This is a genomic window from Paenibacillus sp. JT22N7 (genome assembly GCF_059383875.1).
Genome location: NZ_JBXENY010000004.1, coordinates 206,747 through 227,382, shown reverse-complemented (window position 1 = coordinate 227,382; position 20,636 = coordinate 206,747). Strand labels below are relative to the sequence as shown.

20 protein-coding genes are annotated in these 20,636 nt (G+C 49.8%); 16 read left to right on the top strand and 4 right to left on the bottom strand.

The features are described from left to right. Nucleotides 1-68: 68 nt before the first annotated feature. Together AC50Y5_RS12560 and AC50Y5_RS12555 are read left to right on the top strand one after the other, a co-directional pair. The gene (locus AC50Y5_RS12560) at nt 69-380 is read left to right on the top strand and encodes a hypothetical protein (protein WP_494860997.1); all 312 of its coding nucleotides are present in this window, start codon (nt 69-71) and stop codon (nt 378-380) included. A gap of 126 nt (nt 381-506) precedes the next feature. Further along, nucleotides 507-2,183 carry a ribonuclease J gene (locus tag AC50Y5_RS12555; protein WP_046231290.1) on the top strand — a complete coding sequence of 559 codons (1,677 nt, stop codon included), beginning with the start codon at nt 507-509 and terminating at the stop codon, nt 2,181-2,183. A 138-nt stretch (nt 2,184-2,321) separates the two neighbouring features. Here AC50Y5_RS12555 and AC50Y5_RS12550 read toward each other — a convergent pair whose 3' ends face one another. Next, nucleotides 2,322-3,185, bottom strand: coding sequence for a hypothetical protein (locus tag AC50Y5_RS12550; RefSeq protein ID WP_494860994.1), 864 nt, complete (start codon nt 3,183-3,185; stop codon nt 2,322-2,324). A gap of 87 nt (nt 3,186-3,272) precedes the next feature. Then, nucleotides 3,273-4,196, bottom strand: a complete 924-nt coding sequence (locus AC50Y5_RS12545; protein WP_494860992.1) for a LysR substrate-binding domain-containing protein — start codon at nt 4,194-4,196, stop codon at nt 3,273-3,275. Nucleotides 4,197-4,416: 220 nt separating this feature from the next. Between AC50Y5_RS12545 and AC50Y5_RS12540 the strand changes: the two genes are divergently transcribed. The 9 genes from AC50Y5_RS12540 (at nt 4,417) to AC50Y5_RS12500 (ending at nt 13,080) form a co-directional block, all read left to right on the top strand. Next, nucleotides 4,417-5,391 (top strand): ABC transporter ATP-binding protein, encoded by a 975-nt coding sequence (locus tag AC50Y5_RS12540; RefSeq protein ID WP_494860990.1) that lies wholly within the window; start codon nt 4,417-4,419, stop codon nt 5,389-5,391. Nucleotides 5,392-5,450: 59 nt separating this feature from the next. Beyond that, nucleotides 5,451-6,536, top strand: coding sequence for an ABC transporter substrate-binding protein (locus AC50Y5_RS12535; RefSeq protein ID WP_494860988.1), 1,086 nt, complete (start codon nt 5,451-5,453; stop codon nt 6,534-6,536). Between the two features lie 92 nt (nt 6,537-6,628). Next, a complete protein-coding gene (locus AC50Y5_RS12530; protein ID WP_494860986.1) occupies nt 6,629-8,299 on the top strand; it encodes an ABC transporter permease in 1,671 nt (556 codons plus the stop codon). Nucleotides 8,300-8,302: 3 nt separating this feature from the next. Then, nucleotides 8,303-9,670 (top strand): MBL fold metallo-hydrolase, encoded by a 1,368-nt coding sequence (locus AC50Y5_RS12525; RefSeq protein WP_056036705.1) that lies wholly within the window; start codon nt 8,303-8,305, stop codon nt 9,668-9,670. A gap of 309 nt (nt 9,671-9,979) precedes the next feature. Continuing rightward, complete coding sequence (locus AC50Y5_RS12520; protein WP_056036707.1) at nt 9,980-10,675, top strand: stalk domain-containing protein; 696 nt, start codon at nt 9,980-9,982, stop codon at nt 10,673-10,675. 216 nt (nt 10,676-10,891) lie between these two features. Beyond that, nucleotides 10,892-11,500, top strand: a complete 609-nt coding sequence (locus AC50Y5_RS12515) for a TetR/AcrR family transcriptional regulator (RefSeq protein WP_056036709.1) — start codon at nt 10,892-10,894, stop codon at nt 11,498-11,500. Between the two features lie 39 nt (nt 11,501-11,539). Then, nucleotides 11,540-11,959 carry a DMT family transporter gene (locus AC50Y5_RS12510; protein ID WP_081418852.1) on the top strand — a complete coding sequence of 140 codons (420 nt, stop codon included), beginning with the start codon at nt 11,540-11,542 and terminating at the stop codon, nt 11,957-11,959. Between the two features lies 1 nt (nt 11,960). Further along, nucleotides 11,961-12,275: a DMT family transporter gene (locus AC50Y5_RS12505; RefSeq protein WP_056036712.1), complete on the top strand. Its 315-nt coding sequence runs from the start codon at nt 11,961-11,963 to the stop codon at nt 12,273-12,275. Nucleotides 12,276-12,414: 139 nt separating this feature from the next. Then, nucleotides 12,415-13,080 (top strand): serine/threonine-protein kinase, encoded by a 666-nt coding sequence (locus tag AC50Y5_RS12500; protein WP_081418853.1) that lies wholly within the window; start codon nt 12,415-12,417, stop codon nt 13,078-13,080. Nucleotides 13,081-13,134: 54 nt separating this feature from the next. Here AC50Y5_RS12500 and AC50Y5_RS12495 read toward each other — a convergent pair whose 3' ends face one another. Further along, complete coding sequence (locus AC50Y5_RS12495; RefSeq protein ID WP_056036713.1) at nt 13,135-13,341, bottom strand: hypothetical protein; 207 nt, start codon at nt 13,339-13,341, stop codon at nt 13,135-13,137. Nucleotides 13,342-13,568: 227 nt separating this feature from the next. Here AC50Y5_RS12495 and AC50Y5_RS12490 point away from each other — a divergent pair, with 227 nt between their 5' ends. From AC50Y5_RS12490 to AC50Y5_RS12470, 5 genes are all read left to right on the top strand, one after another. Next, nucleotides 13,569-14,735: a GntR family transcriptional regulator gene (locus AC50Y5_RS12490; RefSeq protein WP_494860982.1), complete on the top strand. Its 1,167-nt coding sequence runs from the start codon at nt 13,569-13,571 to the stop codon at nt 14,733-14,735. A gap of 290 nt (nt 14,736-15,025) precedes the next feature. Beyond that, complete coding sequence (locus AC50Y5_RS12485; RefSeq protein ID WP_056036718.1) at nt 15,026-16,342, top strand: glycoside hydrolase family 125 protein; 1,317 nt, start codon at nt 15,026-15,028, stop codon at nt 16,340-16,342. Nucleotides 16,343-16,389: 47 nt separating this feature from the next. Further along, the gene (locus AC50Y5_RS12480) at nt 16,390-17,763 is read left to right on the top strand and encodes an extracellular solute-binding protein (protein WP_056036720.1); all 1,374 of its coding nucleotides are present in this window, start codon (nt 16,390-16,392) and stop codon (nt 17,761-17,763) included. 75 nt (nt 17,764-17,838) lie between these two features. After that, nucleotides 17,839-18,750 (top strand): carbohydrate ABC transporter permease, encoded by a 912-nt coding sequence (locus tag AC50Y5_RS12475; RefSeq protein ID WP_430160309.1) that lies wholly within the window; start codon nt 17,839-17,841, stop codon nt 18,748-18,750. A 48-nt stretch (nt 18,751-18,798) separates the two neighbouring features. After that, entirely contained in the window at nt 18,799-19,653 is an 855-nt protein-coding gene (locus tag AC50Y5_RS12470; RefSeq protein ID WP_414811837.1) for a carbohydrate ABC transporter permease, read from the top strand. A gap of 88 nt (nt 19,654-19,741) precedes the next feature. Here the strand turns inward: AC50Y5_RS12470 and AC50Y5_RS12465 are convergent, their stop codons facing one another. Beyond that, nucleotides 19,742-20,602, bottom strand: a complete 861-nt coding sequence (locus tag AC50Y5_RS12465; protein WP_056036724.1) for an Rpn family recombination-promoting nuclease/putative transposase — start codon at nt 20,600-20,602, stop codon at nt 19,742-19,744. Nucleotides 20,603-20,636: the final 34 nt, after the last annotated feature.

The following is a 20,636-nucleotide window of genomic DNA, read 5'->3' as shown; positions in this document are numbered from 1 at the left end:
GGGTAATACTTCTTAGCTTAATTTTCTCGTTAATCGGCAATACTTTGTATTATGCGACAGCGTACAGCATGACGGTTTTGAATGGCGTAATTACCTTGCTGGTCCTGATTGGCGTACTTTATACGATAACCATCGTTCGAAGCTTTAGCGGTCGCTATTGGTATTTTCCGCTATTTATTCCGGTGCTTTGGGTACCCGTTACGGTCATTTTAACGTATGGGCTGGGGCTATTGTTCCCTTTATCCGATGAAGTGACATCCAGAGGTTTGCTCGTTATTTATATTCACGGGCTGAATTTATGCACGGTGGCCGCATCGGCTTTTATGGGAATGTTTGTTAAAGGCTTGCTTTACATTTTGGGTCGAATGAACAAGGAATAAAAGGCGAATAAGCCTATTTCCTTTTTATTAAATTTTCGTGCTATAATGGTGACAAGTGACTGGTTCGGATCTTTTTAGTTTGATGTATATTAATCGTCGTCAGTCTTATAAAATAGGAGGATTATTTTGAATAACAGAACAGAAAACAAACTATCCATTTTTGCCTTGGGCGGCGTAGGTGAAATTGGGAAAAATATGTACGCAGTACAATACGCTAACGATATTATTGTCATTGATTGCGGTTCCAAGTTTCCCGATGAAGAGCTGCTGGGCATCGATATTATCGTGCCGGACATTTCTTATTTAATCGAGAACAAGGACAAGGTCAGAGCGCTGCTTATTACGCACGGCCATGAAGACCACATCGGTGGATTACCTTATATTTTGAAGCAGCTTAGCCTGCCTGTCTACGCAAGTCGTCTGACAATGGGACTGATCGAAGGCAAGCTGAAGGAAGCTGGCCTGCTTGGCGCAACGGAAAGACATCTGATTCATGCGGAATCCGAGCTGAAATTCGGGACGCTAACTGCAAGCTTTTTCCGTACGAACCACAGTATTCCAGATTCCCTCGGTGTTGTACTGGATACGCCTGAAGGTGTCGTTGTACACACAGGCGACTTCAAGTTTGATCAGACGCCGGTTAATGATCACCATGCTGATCTTCACCGCATGGCTGAAATTGGCCGCAAGGGCGTGCTGGCGCTTCTATCGGAGAGTACAAATGCAGAGCGTCCGGGCTTTACGCCTTCGGAAAGAAACGTCGGAGCGAACTTCATAGACGCTTTCCGCAAAGCAGAGCGCCGTGTTATCGTATCGACGTTCGCATCGAACGTATACCGTTTGCAGCAAGTTATCGACGCGGGTGTCGCAACGAACCGCAAGCTGGCGATTATTGGCCGCAGCATGGTCAATATGATTACGATTGCTTCTGAGCTAGGCTATTTGAATATTCCAGACGGGATGCTTATTGAAACGAATGAAGTGAACCGTTATGCTGACAATCAGGTCGTCATTTTGTGCACGGGCAGCCAAGGCGAGCCGATGTCGGCGCTTACGCGCATGGCGCGTTCCAATCACCGCCAGATCGAAATTCTGGAGGGAGATACGGTCATCATTTCCGCAACGCCGATTCCAGGCAACGAGCGGAGCATTGGCCGTACTGTAGACGAGCTGTTCCGCCTTGGAGCGAACGTGATCTACGGTCAGGGCGCTGCTACAGGCATGCACGTATCTGGCCATGCCAGCCAAGAAGAGCTGAAGCTGATGCTTCACCTGATGGCTCCGAAATATTTTATTCCGATTCACGGCGAATACAGGATGCAGCTTCACCACAAGAAGCTTGCTGAAGCAGTAGGCGTTGCGAAGGAAAATATTTTCCTTGTCGATAACGGCGAGGTGGTCGAGATTGCGAATGGCCAAGCACGCAAAGCGGGCAAAGTTTCGTCAGGCAATACGTATATCGATGGCCTAGGTATTGGCGATGTCGGCAATATTGTATTGCGCGATCGCAAGCATTTGTCGCAGGACGGCATTCTCGTTGTCGTAGTAACGATCAGCAAGCAGGACAAAACGATTAAATCAGGTCCGGATATTATTTCGCGCGGTTTCGTCTATGTACGTGAATCGGAAGGTCTGCTCGACGAAGCAGGCCGCATCGTATCCCGCACCATTACTAAATCAATTAGCGATAATGTCAACCAATGGACGACGCTAAAATCTAATGTAAAAGACGCGCTCGGACGATTCTTATATGAGCAAACGAAAAGAAAGCCGATGATTCTTCCGATCATCATGGAAGTATAATCGGCGCCTAACCAGTCCACTTCACTTTGCTTAGTGAGCCGATCATTGAATAGATTCATGAACAAGAAGACCGTATAACCGGCCTGTTTCATCAGGCGGCTATACGGTCTTCTTTGCGTTCATTTTAGAGCTGCGGTCTTAATAACGTTCCAATACAAGCTGCGTTTTCAGTCCATCTGCCGGCACGAGCCAGCCGAGGTTGTTCAAGCTGTTAATGAGTGCGGTACGGTTCGTATTAGCGACGCTGTATTCATCTGTTTTGAAGGAAATTTCCACGATTGGCTCAATGCCTGTACCGGCAGCATTGCGGATTGGCCAAATTTCAACGTCTACCTCAAGGCCATTCCAAGTGCCTGTGTGCTTCGTTGTGAGGATAGGGCCGTATGCACGCGAGTTTTGCAGCTGCGTCTTGCCCCAATTGCTTGTCCCCCAGTTTTTCAGCTTGCCTGGCAGCTCGTCGAGCAGCATTTGGCGGGCGGCTGACTCGGATGGAAGTCCGAGCGCGCCGTTTAGCGATTGGCTTACCTTTTTATCGACGGACATGCTGAGCGTCTGCTTGCTGTAGCCCCAATCAATCTCCGCTTTGTAATTGTCATCCGTAATGTCAAAGCCTTCTGTGTTTGCAAGCGTCAGCGCCGCGTCAATATTGCCATTTTGCACAGCATAGCGTTTTTTGTATGTGAGCTCGTAGTTGTTTTTATCCTCTTTTTTGCGAAAACGTGCGTTCCAGCCTGCATCATCCAGACCAAGACTGTTGGTATCGAAATATTCCACATTGGTTTGTCTCGAAGTAGTCAGATTGAACTGGGAGGCAACAGCGGAACTCAGCGTCAAATTGCTGTTCAATACCTGCGTAGAATCCAGCAGCAGCTTGACCTCATAGGATGGGACCATATTCGCTTCCTGCTTTTTTGCCTGTACGGTGTCCGGTGCCTGGAATGCCGACAGCAGCAGCGTCGCACTCAAAACCATCGTTCCTGCTTTCGTTAACCAATGTTTCATTATCTCATCTCCTCTTCATAATGGACCTACAACCTTTACTTTAGGGAGCCATTGTTCGCGAGGAATCAAGCATGGAAACGGATTATGTTAATTTTTCCAATAATTAATGGATGGTGTCGGAGAATTTTTAAAGCTTCTATGGAGGGTATCAATAAATTGTTCGGTCAGCCGGGAGTCATAGCGATCCTTGTTATAGCAGCAATAAATCGAGCGCTGAAAACGGGTATTGGGGATTTTCCGCATAAGCAGCTGTCCCTTTCGAACCTCCTCCTGTACGGAAAGCTCCGAAATAAAAGCAATATGTCCGCCCTGCTGCACCGTCTGCTTGATGGCTTCAATCGAATCAAGCTCAATCGGCCCAATGAGGTCAATGCGGTGATTGTTCAGCCATCTCGTCGTCATTTCCCGCGTACTGGACTGCTCGCCATGAAGCACAAAATTGGCCGTAGCAATAAGACCCGGATTAAGCGTCTCATAAGCTGCGAGATGATGATTAGGAGCAAAAATAACGACCAGCTCATCTTCGCAAATGCTATGGGTGGACAAGGAGGGCTGCTCGAACGGCTCGGAGGAGATGAGGCCAAGATGGATGTCATGGCTCCACAGCTTTTCCTTAATAATAGGCGCTGGCTTCACCAGCACGGAAATTTCAATGCCCGGATGGTGTTTGGAAAAATCGCTTAGCACCTCCGGCAGCACATAGGTAGCCGGGACGTAGCTCGCTCCAATGGTCAGCTTTCCGCGGGCCAGGCTGCCATATTCCATAACGACGCGCTCGGCTTCCTGCGCCAGCTTATTGATGCGCACCGCATAATGAAGCAGCGCCTTGCCGGGTGCGGTCAGCAGCATTTTATCCGCCCGCGCCTCGAACAGCTTGACGCCCATTTCCTGCTCCAGGCTTTTCATATGATAGGTAATGGTCGGCTGCTTGAGATCCAGCTCGTGGGCAACAGGGGTAATTTTCTTATGCTTGTCGAGCAGCTCAATAATTTTCAGCTTCAATAAATTCACAGGCGGTTGCCTCCTACTATCGGATACTTATAAAAGTAGCATAGAAAAATTCGATGAATGTTAAAACAAATCCACTAAAAAGTTAATCTTTCATTTACACAGCTCAAATAAACAACGAATAGTCGGAGGCTATACTGAGGTCAAGCTTAAAGCCTAGCGGACAAGGAAGCCTCGGCTGCCTGCTCCGCCAGTCATTTAATAGACAGGCAGGTTAATGCATATGGGACATATCGTAATGAATCATTTGGAAAAGTCTTTCGGCGCTGTTCACGCGCTGCGGCCTTCCAGCTTATCGATTGCCAAAGGCAGCTTTACGACGCTGCTCGGCCCGTCAGGCTGTGGCAAAACGACGCTGCTGCGAATGCTCGCAGGACTTGAAACGCCGGATGGCGGCGAGATTCATGTGAATGGAGAGTGCTACTATTCCAAAGTGAAGCGGATTAATAGGCCGGCTCATCAAAGGCAATTCGGAATGGTTTTTCAAGACTTTGCGCTTTGGCCGCATATGACGGTGTTTGAAAATGTCGCCTTCGGCCTCCGTGCTGCCGGCATGAAGGCTGGACTACAGGAAGCGGTGCTGGGCGCGCTCCAGACCGTCCGTCTTGGGGGCATGGAGAAGCGTTATCCGCATCAACTGTCGGGCGGACAGCAGCAGCGCGTCGCATTTGCGAGAGCGATCGTTATGAAGCCGCAGCTCGTGCTGTTCGACGAGCCGCTCAGCGCACTGGATGCGCTGCTGCGCGATGAGATGCGGGCGGAGCTGCTCCATCTGGTGAAGGAAGCTGGCGTGACGGCGCTTTACGTCACACATGACCAGACGGAGGCGATGAGCATGTCGGATGAGGTTGTCGTGCTGCAAGGCGGCGAAATTTTGCAGCAGGGGACGCCGGAGCAAATATACAGCGCCCCGGAGCATCCGTTCGTCGCCCGATTCATCGGCAAGTCGAATTGGCTGATGAAGGACAAGTGGATGCTGCGGCCGGAGCATGTGCGCTTTCGGGAGGCGGATGCGGAGGACCACCGCTTTGAGGCGGAGGTGCGGCATGCCAGCTACATGGGCGACCGCTATGAGGTAGAGCTTGAGATGCAGGAGAATCTGGGCATTTGGACGGCCTACTCTCCGTCGAGGCTGCTCGTTGGCGATAAGGTGCAGGTTTACGCCTCGCCGGAGCATGTGCATGAAGTGGTGTCCTAAACGAGTGGGTTACATGTTTTGACAAATAAAAAAATGAGAACAATCGGGAGGCCCTACCAATGAATTTAGCTAAAAAAGGCATGATGCTTGCTTTAACCGCATTTATGGGAGTCAGCTTGGCAGGCTGTGGAGCAGCAGCAAGCAATGGACAAGCAAGCAGTGAGGCGTCTGCGTCACCTTCGGCACCAGCCGCATCTGCAGCAGCAGAGCAGCCGCAGCAAACAGAGGTTAAACTGAGCGGCAGCGTAGTTGTATACAGCGCAGGACCAGAAGGGCTTGCGAACAAAATTAAGGAAGGCTTTGAAGCGAAGACCGGCGTGAAGGTTGAAATGTTCCAAGGCACAACGGGCAAAATTCTGGCCCGCATGGAAGCGGAGAAATCGAATCCAGCGGTTGATGTGCTTGTACTGGCGTCGCTTCCAGCGATGCAAGGACTGAAAGAGGAAGGCATGCTGATGAGCTACCCGGAAGCGGCTAATGCGGACAAGCTAATTGCCGACTGGTCGGATAAAGACGGACAATATTTCAGCTACAGCGCCTCTGCCCTTGGCATTGTGTATAATACTAAGCTTGTACAGACGCCACCAGCTTCATGGGCGGATCTGGCTAAGCCGGAGTGGAAGGGCAAGGTCAACATTCCAGATCCATCCTTGTCTGGCTCCGCACTTGATTTTATTTCCGGCTATTTGAGCGCATCGGGCGATAGCGGCTGGTCGCTATTCGAAAGCTACAAGCAAAACGGCGTAGCGATGGCAGGAGCGAATCAAGAGGCGCTTGATCCAGTCATTACAGGAGCGAAATCCGTTGTAGCTGCCGGCGTCGATTACATGGCGTACAAAGCGAAAGCGGCTGGCGAGCCGGTGGATATTGTTTATCCAAAAGAGGGCAGCGTCATTAGCCCGCGTCCGGCTGCTATTGTCGGCACGACCAAAAACGCCGACAATGCCAAAGCTTTTATCGATTATCTGCTTTCCGATGATGCTCAGCAAATGGTTACTGGCGCGTATTTGCTCCCAGGCCGCTCGGATGTGGAAGCGAAGGATCGCGCAAGTGTGGACGAAATTCCTACCTTCAACGTGAACTGGCAGTGGATGAACGAAAATAGCGACAGCGTAACGACGAAGTTTACCCAATTGTTTAAATAAAGCGAACACCAGCCGCCTGATATCTGCTGCCTTAAGGCATTAGGTATCGGGCGGTGCTGGCAATAGACAGGTAATAGACGGGTGGTCTGACGATGCAATCCTCTTTATTCAAAAACTATGTTTGGCTCGGCATGGGACTGGCGCTGGCGCTTCTCGGCATGCTGGTGCTCGCGCCGCTGCTGATCGTATTCGGCACGAGCTTATATACGGACCAGAAGCTGGATTTGCTTGCTCCGCTGCAAATCATTAGGCAAAGCGAGCTTAGCGAGGTGCTGTTCAATTCGATTTGGCTCGGACTATGCGTCATCGCGGCTACGACGGTGCTAGCTTTCCCGCTGGCTTGGATCATGGCGAAGACGCCGCTGCGCCGCCACAAGTGGCTGGATATTGTGCTGCTGATCCCCTTCATGACGCCGCCCTACATCGGGTCGATGGGCTGGATGCTGTTCATGCAGACGAATGGCTATATGGAGCAGTTCATCCCGGCATCCTCAGCAATCACGCCTGCCTTCTTCAGTTTTGGCGGCATGGTGGCAATTATGAGCCTGCATTTATTTCCGTTTTTGTATTTGCTGCTGCGCAATGCGCTGCTGCAAATCGGCGGCAGCATGGAGGAAGCGGCGGCGGTGCATGGCGGCGGCTTTCTGTACCGCTTGCGGCGCATCGTTCTGCCACTGCTGCTGTCAAGCTACGTCATGGGCAGCCTGCTCATTTTTGTAAAAACGATTGCCGAATTCGGCACGCCCGCCACCTTCGGGCGCAAAATCGGCTTTTACGTTATGACCTCGGAAATCCATAAATATATTTCCAGCTGGCCGATTGATTTTGGCAAGGCGACTTCACTTGCATCAGTGCTGCTCGCGGCTTGTCTTGTAATGTGGTATATCCAAAGCACGATTAGCAGCCGCTACTCGTATCGTTTAGTCGGCGGCAAGGGCGCTATCAAGCAGACAGCGAAGATGAGCCGCTGGGGCCGGATATTGTGCTCGCTGTACATTGGGGTACTGCTTCTTGCCTCTATCGGTATTCCGTATTTTTCGATTATTACGGCATCGCTCTTGAAGCTGCGCGGCGTAGGCCTCGCATGGGACAATTTGACGCTCCAGCATTATGTGGAGCTGCTTACGCCAGGCTCTTCCAGTCTGGATGCGCTGCTTAACAGCTTCGGCCTGTCGATTGTCGCCTCCACGATTGCTGTCGTGCTGGGCACGTGGTTTGCCTTGACGGTGCAGCGCTCGCGTACGCCGGGGCAGAAGCTGGTCGATCTGTTCAGCTTGCTGCCGAATACGGTACCTGGCATCGTCATCGTTGTAGGATTGATATTGTTATGGAATGCGAAGTGGATGCCGATTCCGCTTTACAATACGTACGGCATGGTCGTGCTGACATATGTTATTTTGTTCCTGCCTTATACCGTGCAATATGTGAAAGCGAGCTACGGGCAAATCGACCCGATGCTGCTGCAGGCGGGACAAGTGTTTGGCGGACGCAGGCTTTATGTGCTGCGGCGGATTTTGCTGCCGCTGCTGCTGCCCGGCATGCTGGCGGGCTGGATGATGACGTTCACGATATCCAATCGGGAGCTGGTGGCTTCGCTGCTCGTCCTGCCGCCGTCGATGAAAACGTCGGCGACGTATATTTTTGCCCAGTTTGAGCAGGGAGAGGTGTCGATGGGGATGGCGATGGCTGTTATCTCGGTTGGCGTCACGACGGTGCTGCTGCTGGCGATGAATGTTTTTAGCTCACAACAGAAAGTGGAATAGCTGATGATGCAACTGACCATTTGGGGTGGAGCGGGCGAGCACGGCCGCTCCAGCTATTTGCTGCAATATAAAGACGAAGCGGTTTTGCTGGATTGCGGCGGGAAAAAAGAAAGCGGAGGACAATATCCGCTCATTAGTCCAGAGGTGATTCCGCAGCTTAAAGCGGTATTTTTATCGCATGCGCATGAGGATCATTCCATGGCGCTGCCGCTGCTGTATAAGCACGGCTATGAAGGTGAAGTATGGACGAGCCGCGTGACGGCGCAGCAGCTTCCGGGTTATTATCAGGCGTGGAGCCGTTATGCCCGCTCGCAGGCCGCCGAGCTCCCTTATGGGGATGAGCATATTGCGGCTATCCGCTATGCCTATTTGGAGGAGCGATCCATCGCAGATGAATGGAGCAGCGTGTTCCCCGGGCTGCGCATAAAATGGGGCCGCAGCGGGCATTTGCCAGGCGCCGTTTGGCTGGCGCTCGATTGGCATGGCAAGCTGGTTTATTTTTCAGGCGATTATACGGCTGAATCGGGTCTGCTTGCGACAGACGAACCGCTGCTGGGAGCGATTTGCGAGGGCGGCGATGAGGCGGATGCCGCCCGCCGCTCTATCTCTGAGACAGGGCGCATCGCCGATCTTGCGATCATCGATGCGGCTTACGGGGCGAACCCGGATTCGCAGGCGGTTCGGCTGGCGGAGCTGGAGCGGGCGACCGAGGAAGTGCTGCGGGCGCAGGGCTCGGTGCTGTATCCGGTGCCGACAAGCGGGAGAGGGCAGGAGCTGTTGGTATGGGCGAGCGAGCGTTTCCCCGAGGCGCAGCTTATTGTGGAGCGGGCGCTGATGGAGCCGCTCCACCAGCTGGCTGCGCTGCCGGAATGGCTGGGCGACGGAGCGCTGGCCCGTATGGAGGCGCTGCTGGCGAATGGCAGGCTTACGATTGTCGCCAATGAAGAGGAGCGGCTAAAGACGCTTGCTCGCAAGGGCAGCGCCCTGATTTTTACGAATGATGGCATGATGCAGTCCGAAGTTGCACGGTGGTATTATGAGCAGCTTTCGGGCGCCGCCCGCCATGCCGTATTGCTGACCGGACATCTTGCCGCAGGTTCTTATGGCGAAATGGCGCTGCGAAGCAGTGTTGGCAGCAGCGACAGCAGCGGGTGCCATGCCTCTGACTTCCCAATTCAGGTGCAGCATATCCGCTATAAGGTGCACCAAGGCTTGCCGGATGTCAGGCAGATGATGAAGCGGGTGCCTAGCCGCTCTGTCGTGCTGGCGCATGCCGTTAAGCCAAGAACCGATCAATTGCTTGAAGTGTTGGAGGAAGAGGGCTATAAGGGCGTGTATTCGCTGAGCCCGGGTGACCGGTTGATTTTTTAAATGAATAATGAAAAATGGAAAACAGCAGAGATTCACGGCGCCAAAATGTCGTAATGAATCGATGCTGTTTTTTTGCTGCCTGCTAAGGCTTTCATTCGTGTTGGAATTGGGGAATATTATTTACAAGTTAGATACAAGCTGGACATAGTCTTGAGATATTCGCTTTATATACTGTATTCATCAGGTAGGACGCAGCAGCGGCAAACAAGGAGGGACAGCAGCAACGTCCAGCTAGAGCGTCCAGTTATTGAAATTATAAAAAATAGAGATAAAACAAAAAAACGGAGTATTCAAAAGGAGATTATAAAAATGAAAAACAACATGAAAAAAGGAATCGTATCGCTGGTAGTTGTCGGAATGACGTTGACGGGCGCAGCGGGCGTATATGCTGGAGCGAGCCTCCAAAAAATCTCAGCATATTTGAACGGCAATATTAGTATTAAAGTCGATGGAGCTGCTTATACCCTCAAAGACGAGAACGGCCATAAGCTTTCGCCAATTATGTATCAGAATAAAATGTATTTGCCTGTCCGCTCGCTAGCGGGAGCACTTGATACACCGATTCAATATGATTCGAAAAATAATCAGGTGCTAATTGGCAAAGGGCAGCAAGCATCGGAGCAATATGTAGAGGTCAAATACAGCGATGCGCAAATCAAACTCATTAAGAAGGATTTTGCTGCATTTGATGGCTTTGAAACGGCATATGCGCCTAAGCAGATGGCAGCCGGAGATGCTTTTGTCAAATCGTTTGCCGGGGGCGACGGCGTTAGTGTGATTTTCAAGCATATGAACGTCAATGTATCTCCAAGAGACTACTCGGATGGTTATGAAAGCAAGGAGGTCGTGCTGTCGAACGGGGTAAAAGCGAAATGGTATACGCCGAGCGACCTGCCAATGCTGAGCTTCCAGCTCGATGACCGCACGATTACGATTAGCTCCCCAGATAAAGCGTTGACTGAAGCGCAAATGGAGAAAATCGCAGTTAGCGTAGCGAAGCTGTAAACTTAACCTAAGTCGTAATTATCCCGTGTCACCTACAAATAAAAATAAACCACCTTTGTCGCTTCCATGCGGCAGAGGTGGTTTATTTTTATTGGCCCCCGGGAATTCGGCTTTCCGAAGGAGTCTTGACTTTTTAGCTAGGGCATTTTACAATAACATGATTCTAACTAACGTTCGTTAGGCAAAATCATTGCCGATTGAAAAGGGGAGATTGCGATGGCGGAAAAACAAGAGCGTGTGCCGCGAGCTACGGCAGAGCGTCTGAAGCAGGCGGCTCTGACGGTTTTCACGGAATATGGCTATGAAGGAACGTGCATGTCTGATATCGCCAAGGCGGTCCAGATTAAGACACCTTCTATATATGCTCATTTTGCGTCAAAGGAGCAGCTGTTTTTAGAGCTTTGCGCTGACGTGATGGCGGAAGAGGGCATGAAGTTTGATGCGCTTATCGGGCAGTCGCAAGGCAAGCCAGTTATCGAGCGGCTGCGCGAGGTGTATGATTTTTTCACGGATTTCCCGCATTTGACGGTCGGGCAGTGGTTTTTGAAACGAATGATGATGGTGCCGCCTAAACATTTGCAGCAGCAGTTCCGCGTTGATTTTTTGGCGCACGAGCAGCGGGTGGATGCTGTAGTTGGTGCGCTGCTCGTGGAGGGGCAGCAATCGGGCATTTTTTCTAAGCAGGAAGTGGATCATATGATTGCGGTTTTTTATACGCTGCTTGATGGCTTGCTGGTCGCCAACCAGATATATGAGCAGTCGGTGTTTGTTTCACGCAAGCAAGTCGTTTGGGAAATGCTAATGAAGAGCTGGACGACAGATTAAGCAAGGTGGATTTAACGGAGGGTACAGAGAGGGGTTTTTATGATGAAGGCTTGGCTTTATGTCATATTCGGGGGCATATTTGAGGTATTTTGGACCTTCGGTCTTAAATATTCGAAAGGATTTACAGACCCGCTAGTAAGCGTCATTACTGTTATTTTAATTGTTATTAGCTTTGTGCTGTTCGCCCGTTCGATGCAATTGCTGGAAATAGGCACAGCTTATGCGGTATTTACCGGAATTGGTACGGCTGGTACGGTCGTATTCGGCATTTTGGTATTAGGCGAGTCTGCGGATATTAAACGCCTGCTGCTGGTCGGTACGCTGATCATCGGCATTATCGGGCTTAAGCTCGTATCCAGTGAGAAGCCTAAGGAAGAGCAGGCGGCGAATGCAGAGGTCGAGCAGAGTGCGCAAGCGGCACAGGCAGCACCGGTCGTGCAGGGAAGGGGCGGAAAATAAGATGGCATGGATCTTTTTAATTATTTCCGGCCTTGGCGAGGTCGGCGGCGTAACATTCATGAAGCTGTCGGACGGCTTTAAACGATGGAGAGGAACGGTTGGAGCCATTATTTTCGGCTTCATCAGCTTCTACTTCCTGTCGCGGTCGCTTCAGGACATTCCAATCAGTACCGCTTACGGCATTTGGACGGGAATCGGCTCAGTCGGCAGCGTTATTCTGGGGATGATTTTTTTCAAAGAATCGCGCGACTGGCGTAAAATCTTCTTCGTCCTCATGATTATTGGAAGCGTCATTGGTCTCAAGCTGGTAGGTTAATAGTTGCGATATGGATAAAAGTAGACAATAAACCTAAAGAAGGAGGGCGAACCTGTGTCGCTCTTCTTTTCTTTTCGCCGTTTCCGATTTAAAATAATAGAATAGAGTATAGACATGGCGAGAGAGGCAGGCATAGTGCATGGAAGAGAAACGGCTGAAGAAATGGATTGAGATGACAGAACGAACGCTGCTTGAAGGAGTGAGGCTCCAAAGCATTAACCATGGCGAGCCCATTCAAGTGGATGTATTGCCGGAAGGCTGGGAGCTGCTTGGAGCGGGCAATTACGCTGGCGTATTCGTCCATCAGGATGCGCAGGATATAGCGGTGAAGGTGTATGCGCCGGGCAGAGAAGGCTGGGAAGCGGAGCGGGAAGTTTATCGCCGTTTGGGCGATCACCCTGCATATTCGACCTGCTACCATGCTTCCACAAGCAATGGGCTGGAATATTTGATGCTGCGCAGGCTTGAAGGGAAGACGCTGTATAAGTGTGTGCTTGAGGGTGTGATCATTGAGGACCGCATTATTGCGGAAATTGATGCCGCTTTGGATTACGCTCGGGAGCAGGGACTGTTTCCGCATGATGTTCATGGCAAAAATGTCATGGTATCCAGCGATGACCGCGGCCTTGTCGTAGACGTATCCGATTTTCTTAAAGAAGAGCCTTGCATGATGTGGGATGATTTGAAAAAAGCGTACAACCGGATTTATATGCCGTTTCTATCCAAGCATTCTATGCCCGTGCCTGAGTGGGTCATGAATGGTGTGCGCAAAGGCTATCGCTGGGTGCGTGCTTCCTCCAGATAGCTGTGCGCGGCCGGGCAGCCGCATAGATAATGCGTGCCCGGCCCGCGCCTGTGCTTAAGGTTCGGAGTCGAAAGCGTCCAGCTGTTGCTGAGCGGCTTCAACGTCCTTCTTAAGTACATGAAGCCGTTTCAAATTGCCTTCCAGTGTAATTTTTGCCTTAATGCCGCTTGCCTTCAAATGAGCCTCCAATCGGTCAATGATATCCGCCCTAGAACCGCTTTCGGTTCTGATGGCAACCCACCGCCGCCACAGCAGCCCCATCTTATGCACCTCCGAGTTCTGCACAGATTATCCGTTCAAGCTATATATATTCCGGGTCCTCCCGCTGCCATGACAGATTTATTCAAAGGGCTGGAGGATAAGCTCGCATTTGCCGGAAGCGGCATTATAAGCTTTCCAGAAATGACATGACATAGTATACTAGGTGGATATGTATAATCATGACATCGTCCCGGTACGACCAAATAGATGCTGAAGGTGAATGTATAATGGAAGGCATGAACGCTTTAAAGCCTAGATATGAACAAATGTATCTTATGCTGCGCGAAAAGATCCAAATCGGAGATTATACGGTCGGTGACCGCATCCCTTCGGAGAAGGAGCTGATGGAGGAATTTTCAGTCAGCCGGATTACCTCCAAGAAAGCACTGGATATGCTCGTTCAAGACGGCTATATTATGCGTCAGCCGGGCCGCGGCTCGTTCGTCATCGAGCATGCAATTCAGGAGCAGGGCGAAGCTCCGCCTGCGCAAGATCAGGCAGCTCAGGCAATTGCTTCTGTGCGCACACAGCAGATTGTATTAGGGCTCATCATGGAGGATTTCAGCGATAGCTACGGCAAGGAAATGCTGTCGGAGATGGAGCGGACGGCGCAGGCGCTCGGCGTTTATTTGATGCTGCGCATCTCTTTTTCCCAGCCAGATGTAGAAGAGAAGGCGATTCAGATGCTGCGCCAATACGGCGTAGATGGCCTGATCATATATCCGACGCGCGGTCAAAACTTCAGCCCGGAAATTTTAAAGCTGGTCATCGACAAATTCCCGCATGTGCTGGTAGACCGTTATTTGAAATGGACGGATACAACGGCCATCAGCTCAGACAACGTAGAAGCGGCGCGAATGGGTGTACAGCATTTGTTTAACTACGGCCATCGCCATATTGGACTGCTTGCTTCGCGGGTGACGGACAATGTGGCCATTGAGGAACGGATTGAAGGGTTTGTGCAGGCGCATGCTGAAGGCGGCATTTTGCTGGATCGCTCGTCTTGGCTGACCGATATGAACTGGACGTCCAATGACAATTCCAGCAGTCACCTCATCGATAAATATGTGAAAATCATTCAGCAGATGCTGCGCGAGCATCCGCGGATTACCGCATTGTTTGCGATGGAATATGAGCTGGCGCTCATAGCGAAGGAAGCGGTAGAGAAGATGGGGCTGCAAATTCCGCAGCAAATTTCGATTATTTGCTTTGACAGCCCGCAGAGCACGTCGGCGCTGTATCCATTTACGCATTTGGAGCAGAATGAGAAAGAAATTGGCCGCCTCGCTGTCAATAATGTGCTGGAACTGATCCAGGGCGCTACGCTCCCTAGCAAAATATCGCTGCAAGTAAAGCTTGTCCAAGGCAAATCGACGGGGCCCGCCCCACAATAAGCAAGCGTGCTGCTGGGCGGTTTAAGCGTGCTTTGCATATTTTTTAAGCTCGCGTGAGAAACTGAATGCAAGTATAGAGATAAAGCCCTTCTGTCAATTGAGACAGCAAGGGCTTTGTGCTTATCTTTTATTATAATTTAAGGACATGAATAGGGGGTTTGCCTAGCAAACAATTAACATGCTATTTGTTTTTAAATAATATAACATAGTATATTGACATACCATGAAATATAGATTAATATCGGTACATAAACAACTTGAAAGCGCTTATATAGAAAGGGATGCTTGAAATGACTGAAGTAATGGAAACGCTGCCGACATCGGTGCAGTCGTTGATCCAGGAAGTAGAAGGGAAGCTCGGTTCGCGTACGAAGCTGGCCCGGATGTTTGCAAACTGTTTCTCCAATACGTTAACGACGACGTTGAAGCCTCAGCCTGACGGTGCTATTTTCGTCATTACGGGCGATATTCCAGCGATGTGGCTGCGAGATTCAGCAGCTCAGGTTCGTCCGTACTTAATTTTAGCGAATGAAGATGCAGAGATGGCACGTTTAATTGAAGGCGTTGTCAAACGGCAAATTCAACATATATTGCAGGACCCTTATGCTAATGCGTTTAATGAGCATGCCAATAGCAAGGGGCATCAAAACGATTTAACGGAAATGAGTCCTTGGCTATGGGAGCGCAAATATGAAATTGACTCGCTCTGCTATCCGATCCAGCTTGCTTATCTGCTGTGGAAGACAACGGGAACTACGGCGCATTTGGATGAGGCATTCAGTGAAGCATGCTTCAGCATTTTGCGGGTGTGGAGGACGGAGCAGAATCACGATGGGCAGTCGAGCTACCGTTTCCAAAGAACGGATTGTCCGCAGTCGGATACGCTGCTGAATGAAGGCAAAGGCACGCCAAGCGCAGTCACTGGCATGACCTGGTCAGGCTTCCGCCCAAGTGACGATGCTTGCGACTACGGCTATCTTATTCCATCGAACATGTTTGCTGTTGTTGTGCTGGATTATATGGCTGAAATTGCGGTGGAAGTGCTTGGCCATCAAGAGCTGGCGAAGCAAGCGGCTGCTCTCCGCCATGAAATTCAATCCGGCATTGAGCAGTATGCGACAGTCGAGCATGAGCAGTTCGGCAAAATTTTCGCTTACGAAACAGATGGCCTTGGCAGCTACAACCTGATGGATGATGCGAATGTGCCAAGCTTGCTGTCGTTGCCTTATCTCGGCTGTTGCAAGCTGGATGATCCGATCTATTTGAATACGAGACGCTTCGTTCTTAGCGAGGATAATCCTTATTACTTCGTAGGTACGGCGGCGCAAGGAATTGGCAGCCCTCATACTCCGGAAAACTATATTTGGCACATTTCACTGGCTATGCAAGCGCTGACTTCACAAGATGAGGCAGAGGTTGAGCGGCTGCTGAACGTGCTGGAGAGCACGGATGCCGGAACTGATTTTCTGCATGAAGGCTTTCATAAAGATGATCCTAGCGAGTATACGCGCGAATGGTTTTCTTGGGCCAATGCCTTGTTTAGCGAATTGATTTTGACGTATTGCGGCTTTAAGGTTCCATCGAGCATGAATGCTCGTTCAATATAGGAACAAATAATAAGCGTAACAGACGGACAATAAGGGGAGCGATCAAGATGGCAGGTAAAAAAACAATTCTGGCAGGTACGGTTGCAGCTTTAACTGTATTCACAGCAGCATGTTCGGGAAATGCAGGCACAAATGGCTCGGAGGGCGCAGAAGCAACTTCCGCAGCAGGAGCGACAAAGACAGTTAAAGTCGCTTATGGCAAATGGAATGAGACGGACAACTGGGGCAAGTGGCTGACTAGCGTGAAGGCGGATTTTGAAAAAGCCAATCCTGGCGTTACCGTTGAGCTGCAGCCAATTGAAGGCTCGCAATATGCAACTAAAATTCCACTGCTCATGATGGATGGGAAAACGGCGCCTGAGGTGCTTGCTGAAGATTCCTTCATGATTAATGCCGACAGCGAGGCCGGCTACCTTGAGCCGCTTGCTGTGGATTCATGGGAAGATTGGGGCAAATTCAACGAAGGTATTAAAGCGGCTGTAACAGCCACGGACAGCAAAGTGTATGGCGTACCTTTCTCCACTGACGTTCGCGGCTTGTATTACAACAAAGAGCTGTTCAAGAAAGCAGGACTGCCTGTGCCTTGGGAGCCTAAGAGCTGGGACGAAGTGCTGAGCGCTTCCCGCACGATTAAATCCAAGCTGCCAGACATTATTCCTTTCTGGATGAACTCTGGTAAAGCAGGCCAAGAAGCAACGACGATGCAAACGTTCGAAATGCTGCTTTATGGAACAGACGACACGCTTTATGAAGATGGCAAGTGGGTTACGCAAAGCCCGGGCATTTTGAGCTCGCTGAATTTCATTCACACCATCTACTCCGAGGGCATGGGGCCGAAAATGTCGCAAGTACTGACTGCACAAGCAGGTCAAGTACTGGAGACCGATCTGATGCCGAATCAGAAGGTCGCAATTGTCTTGAATGGCAACTGGTTGACAGGCAACTGGTCGGCAAGCGGCAGCAAGCCGTGGCCGGAAGCGCTTGATGTATATGGCTACGTGAAAATGCCGACAGAGAAAGGTCAAGAGCCTGGCTTCACTTCGATGTCTGGCGGCTGGACGCTTAGCGTTGGTGCGAAATCCACTGAAAAAGAGCTAGGCTTTGAATTTATTAAAATGGCAACTAATGAACAGCACAACAAAGAGTTCGCTATGCTGGACGGCGCTCTAACGCCTCGTACCGACGTTGCGGCTGATACTGAATACACGGGCCAGCCTGGTACGCTGTATGGCGTAGCTGCTGAATTTATTACGTACACACATGTTCGTCCTACTAATGCGAATTACCCGGCAGTATCGACTTCCATTCAAGAAATGGTTGAAAAAGTGGCATCGGGATCTCTTGCGCCTGAAGCTGCCATGAAAGAATATGCAAAAAGCGTAGAAAGAACAGTCGGCGCTGATAAAGTAGCGACGAAGTAGCACACAGCTGGGAAGCCGATTGTTGCTTAATGACAATCGGCTTGTCTTTTTCAAATTCAGTCAGGAGGATACCAGATGGAAGCGATAAACTCGCGATTTCCCAAAGCGAAAAGGAAAGGGAACGGCAGTGAACAGTGGAGAGCAGCGCTATTCTTATCGCCTAGCTGGCTGCTGCTTTTACTCTTTTTCTTCGTGCCGGCAGTATTAACTTTTTATTTCGCGTTTACGAATATGGCTTTGACAGGGGCCGCAGCAGCGAATACGCAGTTTGTCGGGTTCCAAAACTTCACGAATATGTTTCAGGATGCGACATTCCGCACTTCTGTAGGCAACACCATCCTCTTCCTCATTTTCTCGGCCGTTATTGGCCAGCAAGTTATGGGCTTTCTTATTGCCTTTCTAATGAATGGTAGAAACCGCGTATTCCGCAGCGTAGTCGGCTCCATCGTCATCTCGGGCTGGGTCGCGCCAGAAGTGGTATGCGCATTTGTATGGTTTGCTTTTCTGAATGATACGGGAACGGCTAATGCATTCATTCAAGGCATAGGCTTTGAGCCTATTGCTTGGCTGTACACATTCCCGATGGTATCCGTTATTATTGCAAACGTATGGCATGGAACAGCCTTCTCGATGATGGTATTCCAGGCTGCACTAGGCGACGTGCCTAAAGAGGTTGAGGAAGCAGCCATGATTGATGGCGCTTCGGCTTGGCAGAGACTTATCCGTATTACCATTCCAATGATTAGCGGTTCTGTTGTAACGAATATGGTACTCGTAACGCTTCAAACATTAGGCTCCTTCACGCTTATTTATGCGTTGACAGGTGGCGGTCCGGGAAATGCAACGGAGACGCTGCCAATCTATATGTATCATCAGGCCTTCGTCAACTATCAGCTTGGCTACGGCACAGCTATTTCGCTTGTTCTGCTGTTGATCGGTATTGTTGCCAGTCTGTTGTATATGAAGCTTCTTAAAGTGAAGCTGTAAGCCATGCGCAAAGCTTGGATAATGGTTTATTAAAAGGAGGACGCGAAAATGAGCAGCAACGTACGCAAGCGCCCCAGAATGAATCGGTTTATGGTCGGCCGGGTGCTTCCTTATATTATTTTGAGTTTTATCGCTTTATTGTTCCTGCTTCCAATGCTGTGGCTCGTATTGGCTTCGTTCGATGGAGCAGCTACCCTTGCTTTGAAGGTGCCGGATGAGGTAACGCTAAGCAATTATACGTCTACACTAGCGAGCTCTGACAATCAGCGCTCTTTCGGCAATGGCTTGCTGCTGGCTCTTGGACAAGCACTGCTTGTTGTAGCGGCGGCAGGGCTAGCTTCTTATCCGCTGTCACGTTATCAGCTGCGGTATAAACGTCCGTTCATGTATGTGATCCTGTTCGCAACAGGCTTGCCGATTACGGCAGTTATGGTTCCGGTTTATCAATTTTTCCTGTACATGCAAATTCAGGATTCCTTGTTTTTCACCATTTTGTTCTTGGCCGCATCCGCGCTGCCATATTCCATCTGGATGATGAAAAACTTCATGGATTCCGTGCCTTTGGAGCTGGAGGAGGCTGCTTGGGTGGATGGCGCGTCCATTTGGACGACGCTTCGCCTAGTTGTTGCGCCACTGATGCTGCCAGGTATTTTCACAGTCGGTATTTTCGCCTTTGCCGGCAGCTGGGGGAACTTCCTCGTGCCATTCATTTTGCTGCAAAGCCCGCAGAAGCTTCCTGCTGCCGTTACCATCTACCAGTATTTTGGGCAAAATGGCATCGTGCAATATGGCAAGCTGGCTGCCTTCTCGATCATTTACACAATCCCTGCGGTCGCGCTTTATGTGTTCGGCCAACGCTTTATGTCCCAAGGCTTTAGCTTCGGCGGGGCGAATAAGGGTTAATTTTACGGAGTAATAGTTTTAAATGAAAAAGCGGCAAGCCCCACCATTTATTTGGATGGGCTTGCCGCTTTTTTTGGTAATCGTAACATTAGCGTTCGTGGCGTTTTTGTTTCATGTTTAAGATTTCGGACTCAGTAAGACCGGATGCTTTAGCAATAATATGCGCTTCAACTCCAAGAGCTATAAGCTCGGAAGCGATTTCGATTGCTTTTTTTCGCTCGCCACGGGCTTCCCCTTCTGCTAAAGCACCTTCAATCATGGAAGCCTCATCGTGCAAATACTTTTGCCTATCCTCATACAAGCGACGCGCTTCTGTATCCTGACTAAGAAACTCAAGTGTATTCATAGCTTTCTTTAATACAGGATCGTTCATGGTGAGCACCTCCCAATTGGATTTATTCGTACTCTTTAGAAACAGCAGCCAATTGACCAATCCTCCATTTTCAACAGGTACTGCGAGGTCATCTAGCTTAGGCAATTCTAAAAAATGCAGTTCTATATCATCGATTAGGGAAATGCCACTGCGATCTTCTCGAAGATGAAACACGTTATGATACTGTTCGTTAGGCAAAAATGAGTAATTAAGAATATTGATTGTGACACATTTTTTGAGCAACTTATAAGATTGACCTTCTTGCAATTGTCCATTGTAGAGCTTACTCCAATAAAAAAGAGTGCGCTTCTCAGTGTCATATTTATTGAACAGTTGCATTTCAACATTAATAAGTTCACCTTCGGCAGTTTTGCCCCGAATATCTAAGATCGATTGTTTGTCTCGTGGAGCATCTTTTTCTGTATAGGGATTGAGAAGAGTAATTTCCGTTAATGGTGGCTTTCCTGCTTCTGTAAAGGTCCGGTTGAGGAAGGCAAGCAATACATCCCGGTTCTCTTCGCTACCAAAAATGCGTTTAAACAAGAAGTCATTTCGAGGATTAAGCAATTCCGCCATCAATAATCAACTCCGTTCGATACGTTAATATCTA